General features: G+C 61.2%; 8 protein-coding genes. All 8 read left to right on the forward strand.

Going from position 1 to position 6117, the window contains the following annotated elements; genetic code table 11:
- Positions 1–54: 54 nt before the first annotated feature.
- Genes ACH2ED_RS02760 through ACH2ED_RS02795 form a run of 8 tightly spaced genes read left to right on the forward strand, consistent with a single transcriptional unit; the run spans position 55 to position 5871 of the window.
- On the forward strand, positions 55–735 hold the full coding sequence (locus ACH2ED_RS02760; RefSeq protein WP_395088680.1) for a type II secretion system protein: 681 nt from the start codon (positions 55–57) through the stop codon (positions 733–735).
- A complete protein-coding gene (locus tag ACH2ED_RS02765) occupies positions 725–1066 on the forward strand; it encodes a hypothetical protein (protein WP_395088681.1) in 342 nt (113 codons plus the stop codon). Before ACH2ED_RS02760 ends, ACH2ED_RS02765 begins: the two co-directional genes overlap by 11 nt.
- 12 nt (positions 1067–1078) lie before the next feature.
- Positions 1079–1696, forward strand: a complete 618-nt coding sequence (locus ACH2ED_RS02770) for a hypothetical protein (RefSeq protein ID WP_395088682.1) — start codon at positions 1079–1081, stop codon at positions 1694–1696.
- Positions 1677–2834 (forward strand): ABC transporter permease, encoded by a 1158-nt coding sequence (locus ACH2ED_RS02775; protein WP_395088683.1) that lies wholly within the window; start codon positions 1677–1679, stop codon positions 2832–2834. Before ACH2ED_RS02770 ends, ACH2ED_RS02775 begins: the two co-directional genes overlap by 20 nt.
- Positions 2831–4003: an ABC transporter permease gene (locus ACH2ED_RS02780; protein ID WP_395088684.1), complete on the forward strand. Its 1173-nt coding sequence runs from the start codon at positions 2831–2833 to the stop codon at positions 4001–4003. Before ACH2ED_RS02775 ends, ACH2ED_RS02780 begins: the two co-directional genes overlap by 4 nt.
- Positions 4000–4671, forward strand: coding sequence for an ABC transporter ATP-binding protein (locus ACH2ED_RS02785; protein WP_395088685.1), 672 nt, complete (start codon positions 4000–4002; stop codon positions 4669–4671). The genes ACH2ED_RS02780 and ACH2ED_RS02785 overlap by 4 nt, the downstream gene beginning before the upstream one ends.
- 23 nt (positions 4672–4694) lie before the next feature.
- On the forward strand, positions 4695–5381 hold the full coding sequence (gene aat, locus ACH2ED_RS02790) for a leucyl/phenylalanyl-tRNA--protein transferase (protein WP_395088687.1): 687 nt from the start codon (positions 4695–4697) through the stop codon (positions 5379–5381).
- Between the two features lie 16 nt (positions 5382–5397).
- On the forward strand, positions 5398–5871 hold the full coding sequence (locus ACH2ED_RS02795) for a hypothetical protein (protein WP_395088688.1): 474 nt from the start codon (positions 5398–5400) through the stop codon (positions 5869–5871).
- Positions 5872–6117: the final 246 nt, after the last annotated feature.

Here is a 6117-nt window from a genome sequence, read left to right on the forward strand (position 1 = left end):
GGGATCGCATTCCACCGGTATGATGCCGTGACACACCCTAGGAAACAAATGTTAATGAAAAAAGCCTTTACCCTGATTGAGCTTCTAGTTGTTATCGCCATCATTGCTATACTGGCCGCCATTCTCTTTCCCGTCTTCTCCAAGGCGCGGGAAAAAGCGCGCCAGACCTCGTGTGTCTCCAATGTCCGCCAGATGGGTACTGCCTGGATGATGTATGTCCAGGACTACGACGAGACCTTTCCCCCCAATAACTCACCCGTCGCGACGAATGCCGAGTGGGTGCTGCGGCCCGGTGCGGCGTTTCCCTGCAAGCCCTGCCGCCCCATTAACAAAGTCACTGGGTTGCCCTACGATCCCCGTGTCTTTGCCATGCCCTATGTCAAAAATGATCAGATGTTCCGCTGCCCCAGCGATGTAGGCATTCCCACCAGCATCGCCGCCGAACCCACAGCAGGAAAGCCCGTCTGGAAGGCGGAAGGCTCCAGCTACTGCCTGAACACGGTGGTCACCCGCCTGGGGACACTGGCAGCGATTCCTGTGCCATCCGACACGTACATGGGCGCGGAGATCTACGGCTGGCACGGCGATGACGCGGCGAACCGCTGGTCGGTGGCCACGGGCCATCCCAACCGGGTCACCTACTTTGTGGACGGCCACGCCAAGGTAGTGGGTGAGGCGTTTATCAAGCTCCAGTGCTCTCCGCCCGCCGCTCCGGAAGTCGGCCTTGTTCCTTAAACGAGTGCCCCTGCTTCTGGCCCTTGCCGTGATGGGATGCACGCAACCAGGAGAACACTTGCTGGGTACCGAGACCCCGATGCGTCCGGTCTGCACGATCTCGGCTCTGAAGAGCGCCACGGCTCCCATCACTCTGTTGGGAACCATGACGGACAAATGCCCCACCGCGGCCTGCTGGTTCCACCTGAAAGATGCAACAGGGATCATCAAAGTGGATGTCAAAGCCGCAGGATTCACCGTCACCGATGTCCCCAATGGTACGGAAATGCGCGTCTTCGGCCGCTACAGCAAAGAGACGGGTGAGGTAGAAGCCACCGGGCTGCGTTGGTGAATTGGTGACGAGGTGAAAAAAAGTATCGTGGGGATTGCTGTGATCGGGCTCCTGGGCGCTTGCCTCGGGCTGGCCTATCTTCTCCACGATGGAAGCGGCGATGTTAAGACAGCCTATGCGAGGCCCAACCCGTTCGGCCCGCAGAGCCAACCCATGGTTCCTTGGCGCGCTCCCCGAGCCGATTTAGATGCCTTTTTCCCTGGCGCAGCCCTCCCCGACTCCGCCGCTCCCCGAGTGCTCGCGCTCTCGTCAAAACGTGCGGAGATTATAAGGCGACTCGGCAACGAGACACCTCTAGACTCCAACGCGCTCTTTGTCTTCCCCGTGGAAGGACGAGGTGCCATACTCCTGCGGCGGGCGCCAGGTGAGTTCGGGGCCATTGAGGTCGTGCTGGGTGTGGATACCGAGGGGAAAGTGGTCGGGCTTCGACTCCAACGTCACCGGGAGCCCCCTGAGATTGCGCGTGCGCTGACCGCGCGACCTTTTCTGATGAGCTTTTCGGGTAAAACAGCCCAGAGTCACTTCGAGCTTCCTGCACAAACCCCTCCCGTCGCCGAGAGATCCGCGCGGGCAGTGCTCCGTGCTGTTCGCGCTCTCCTGATCGAATACGATGCTGGCACTCGCGCTTAAAAATCTCACCCGGCGCCCCTTGCGCTCCCTACTCACCCTGAGTGGGCTGGCGAGCGCGGTCGCTTTTCTGGTCTGCTTGCTGGCCTTCTCGGAGAGCTACCGCGCGGGGCTACGGCGTGAGCTGGACGGGATGGGCATGCAGCTGATGCTGGTTCCACTAGGCTGTCCTTTCGATGCCGCTGCGCAGGTGATCAAAGGCCACGGGCTCGAGACATCCCTGCCAGAGAGTGCACTGCTACAGGCACGCCACGATCCTGCCGTCGCTCTGGCATCTCCCCTCTTTGCCGCCGCACTGCCCCGCCCCGCGCTGGGGCGAACGGATCTCTGGGTGGGGGTGGACGACACAGCTCGGACGATGCGCGCTTGGTGGAAGCTCGCAAGTGGCCACTGGCCAACAAAGCCTGAGGAGGTTCTCCTCGGAGCTGAGGCGGCGATTACGGAGCTGCGGCAGCCCGGCGATAAATTTTACAGCCCGGAGACGGGGCGCACGTTTACTGTCTGTGGCGTGCTGACTCGTAGCGGCACCAGCGATGACAGCCAGTTCTTTGTGCCGCTCGCCACGGCACAGGCAATGTTCGGCAAACCCGGGCGGCTCACCGGGATCGCGCTCCGTCTCACGGACCCAGCACAGCTCGGAGCGGCCTCTCGCCGCCTCCAGGAGATTCCCGGTGCTCAGGTCGTGACCCTCACGGAGATGATCGGAACCTTCCTGAATCTTATGGGCGCAGCGCGGGCTCTGATGCTCGGAGTCGCGCTGGTCGCGGTGGCGATTGGATCCCTCTCAGTCTTCAATACCATGCTGGCCGCGACCCTGGAGCGCACCCGGGAGCTGGGTGTGCTACGGGCGCTGGGTGTCTCCCGCTCAGGCATCTTCGCACTCCTCGCTTTCGAAGCCCTACTACTCACCCTCCTGGGAACCCTGGCCGGATTTCTGCTGGCACAGCTACTCGGCACCGGAATCGAAGCGCTTGTCCGGCCCTTTTTGCCCCTGGCACCCTCTAGCCCGCTTCCTCCCCTCACCGTTACCACTGTGGCCCAGTGCCTGGCGCTGATGAGCACGGTGGGGCTCGTGGCAGGAGCATTCCCCGCCTGGCGTGCGTGCCGAATCCACCCCGCAGAGGCACTTAAAATTACATGATCCGACTTGCCTTGATCAATTTACTGCGACAGAAGACCCGCTCGTCTGTCACGGCCCTAGGCGTGGCCGTGGCCATCGGAATGCTCTTTCTTTTGCTCTCGTTCCAGCGGGGCTATCAAGACGGTCTGCACAGCGAGTTGGATCGGCTCGGGGCGCACCTGATTGTCGTACCTAAGGGCTGCCCCTACGACTCCGCCTCCATTGCTCTGCACGGTGCAAGCTGGCCCTGCTACCTCAAGTCCACCTACCTCACCGAGGTAGAGCAGACACCTGGAGTTGGTGTGGCGGCACCCGTATTGATGAATGCCTACTTCGATTCCCAAACGGGTGCCCAGAGTGTCTACTGCGGTGTGACCGAGCGCATTCTGGGTCTTCGACCACACTGGCGCTTTGCCCAAGGCGGCTTCCCAAAGCTCTCCGGCGGGATTTTGATTGGTGCGGAGCTGGCCAAGGCCCGTGGCTGGAAGCTTCAGGAGACTGTGGCGCTCCCAGGAATTACGGGGAGACAGGGAACCGTGGCGGGCATTCTCGCCCCTACCCAAGGCCCCGACGATTTTTTTGTCTACTTGCCACTGCCTGATGCCCAGAAGCTCTTTGGACGACCCGGTGCACTGACCCATATCCTGATCCGTCTGCAAAACCCCGATGAGGTGGACAAGGTTACGGCGGCGCTACGGGGCTGTGATGCGGGGCTGGAGATGACGGTTGTCCCACTTGCCCATCTCTTTGAGACCATTCAGGCGCTGGTGCGCGCCACCCGCCTCCTGCTGGGCTGTATCACGCTTGCGGCACTGCTGGCGGCGGGCGCAGGGGTCACCAATACGATTCTGATGGCGGTGTCCGAGCGCACCCGGGAGATTGGCATCCTGCGGGCGGTCGGCGTAACTCCGGGAGCGGTCTTTGGACTGATCTGGCTGGAGACCGTCGCGCTCTGTTTGTTGGGTAGCTTCCTCGGAATCGGACTAGCCCTGATCGCGGCCACGGGAGTCGAGTCCTGGCTGCGTCATCTTTTACCCTACGTCCCCACCGACCGCCTCCTCTCCCCCCATCTCACGTTGGTGCTGAGCTGCCTGATAGTCGCCCCTCTTCTGGGCACACTGGCTGCCCTCCTGCCCGCCCTGCGTGCAGCCAGACTCTCGCCCGCTCTGGCGATTCGGGAGGCACGATGAGCCTGATCGAGGCACAGAACCTGACCCGAATCTTCCGGCGAGGTGCAGAGGATGTCCGGGCACTCACCGAGGTGAGCTTCCACATTGAAGAAGGCGAGTTTATCGCCATTGTTGGCCCGAGCGGATCGGGAAAGTCCACTCTGCTCCAGCTATTGGGAGGGATGGACTTGCCGACCTCGGGGAGCCTTTGCTTGGCAGGCAAAGAAGTCTCTCGTCTTTCTGATGCCGAGCGAACACGACTCCGGCGCGACACCCTGGGCTTTGTCTTCCAGGACTTCGGTTTATTGCCTATCCTGACGGTCGAGGAGAACATCTCTCTCCCCCGGACGCTGGGGAAGGCATCCCCCGGCCCTCCGGTGGCCGAGCTTCTGGAGCGGGTCGGGCTGAGCCACCGCAGGCACCACCGCCCCCATCAGCTCTCCGGGGGAGAGATGCAGCGTGTCGCTATTGCCCGAGCCCTGGTACGCCGCCCGAGAATCCTCCTCGCCGACGAGCCAACGGGGAACCTCGACTCCACTACCGGCGCAAGCATCCTCAGCCTGCTTGAGGAGCTGAACCAGAACGACGGCATCACTCTCATTGTCGTCACCCACAACGAAACTCTTGCCGCTGCCGCTGGCCGCCGCTTGTCCTTACAAGACGGTCGCCTGCAGGAACAGAATTCCTGACCGGATTAGGTACAATCGAGTCAGTGCTGTTTCGCCGTCGTTTCGGATTCAATACCCCGGAAAAAGCCACGCCCGAAGGAATCGTCGGGATCGGTGGGCCACTGGATGTCGCCACGCTCCAGTGTGCCTACCGTCAGGGAATCTTTCCGTGGCCGCACACGGGCCTGCCCCTGCTCTGGTTCAACCCTGATCCCCGTGCCGTACTAGACTTCGACGAGTTGCACATCCCCGAGCGTCTCGCTCGCCGCCGCAGGAAACTCGCGCTACGCTTCACGGTGGACATGGCCTTCGACCAGATCATCACGTCCTGCCGCAAGGCACCACGCCCCGGCCAAGAGGGCACCTGGATCACCCCCCGAATGATCAGCGCGTTTCAAGCACTGCATGCTGCCGGGGATGCCCATAGTATCGAAGCCTGGGACGAGAACAATCACTTAGTGGCCGGGCTCTACGGCGTCACGGCGGGGGGCGTTTTCTCCGGCGAGAGCATGTTCCACACGATCAGTGACGCCTCCAAACTCTGCGTCCTCTTTCTTATTGAGCATCTCAAAACGCGCGGCGCAACGTGGATTGATATCCAGACCATGACCCCCCACTTTGCAATGTTTGGTGCCAAAGAGATCTCCCGCGCCGACTATCTCACCCGCCTCGCCACCGTTCAAGAGACGCCCCTGCCTCTCTTTGACCGGGAACCAGAGAACCGACACTAGCGTTGTGGAAAGCACCATGCAAACGCCCCCTTCCCTTACGTTCCCTCGTGTCCAAGCCGACAACCTGGAGGGCAAGAAGCTCAGCTTCCCACAGGACTTCGCCGGAGAGCTGAACCTCGTCTTTGTGGCCTTCCAGCGCAACCAGCAGCGCGATATTGACACCTGGGTGCCACTCGCCAAAGAGCTGATGAAAGCACACCCCAAGCTCCGTCTTTATGAGTTCCCGGTGATCGGTAAGATGATCGGGCTGATGCGCGACTTTGTCAACAACGGCATGCGGCGCGGCATCCCCGACCCCGCCACCCGTGCCATAACCATCACAATCTACTCCGACAAAGGCGCATTTATGCGTCCGCTTGGCCTCAAAGACCAGAAGAAAATCTACGCCTTTATCGTCACCCCCAAAGGCGACGTTCTCTGGCGCACCGAAGGCCCCCGCACCGAGAGCGGTGAGAAAAGCCTCCGCGAGTTTCTGGACAAGGTGAAGTAAAGTGCGCTATCCGCCCACCAGTTTTGTCCGCCCACACGAACGTGGGCGTCAATGAGCCTGCGGCTGGAATGTCGCTCCGCGACTAATAAACTCGGGGGTCGCTTGCGACATTATGGCCAGAAGATTTAGCCCGAGCTATTTGGGCTGAGATGAATCGCATACGGGTACATTCCCCGGAGCTTGCTCCGTGACCGCTTGGGATACGTGGGCATCTCTTAGGATGCCCACTTCTTCTGTGGCTTCGGC

Origin of the sequence: Armatimonas sp., from assembly GCF_043757465.1 — a bacterium.
Classification (GTDB): Bacteria; Armatimonadota; Armatimonadia; order Armatimonadales; family Armatimonadaceae; genus Armatimonas.

Excerpts from the sequence above, each read along its gene's own strand:
- ACH2ED_RS02775 (WP_395088683.1), top strand. The coding sequence starts at position 1,677 with ATGCTGGCACTCGCGCTTAAAAATCTCACCCGGCGCCCCTTGCGCTCC.
- ACH2ED_RS02785 (WP_395088685.1), top strand. The coding sequence starts at position 4,000 with ATGAGCCTGATCGAGGCACAGAACCTGACCCGAATCTTCCGGCGAGGT.
- ACH2ED_RS02760 (WP_395088680.1), top strand. The coding sequence starts at position 55 with ATGAAAAAAGCCTTTACCCTGATTGAGCTTCTAGTTGTTATCGCCATC.
- ACH2ED_RS02780 (WP_395088684.1), top strand. The coding sequence starts at position 2,831 with ATGATCCGACTTGCCTTGATCAATTTACTGCGACAGAAGACCCGCTCG.
- ACH2ED_RS02795 (WP_395088688.1), top strand. The coding sequence starts at position 5,398 with ATGCAAACGCCCCCTTCCCTTACGTTCCCTCGTGTCCAAGCCGACAAC.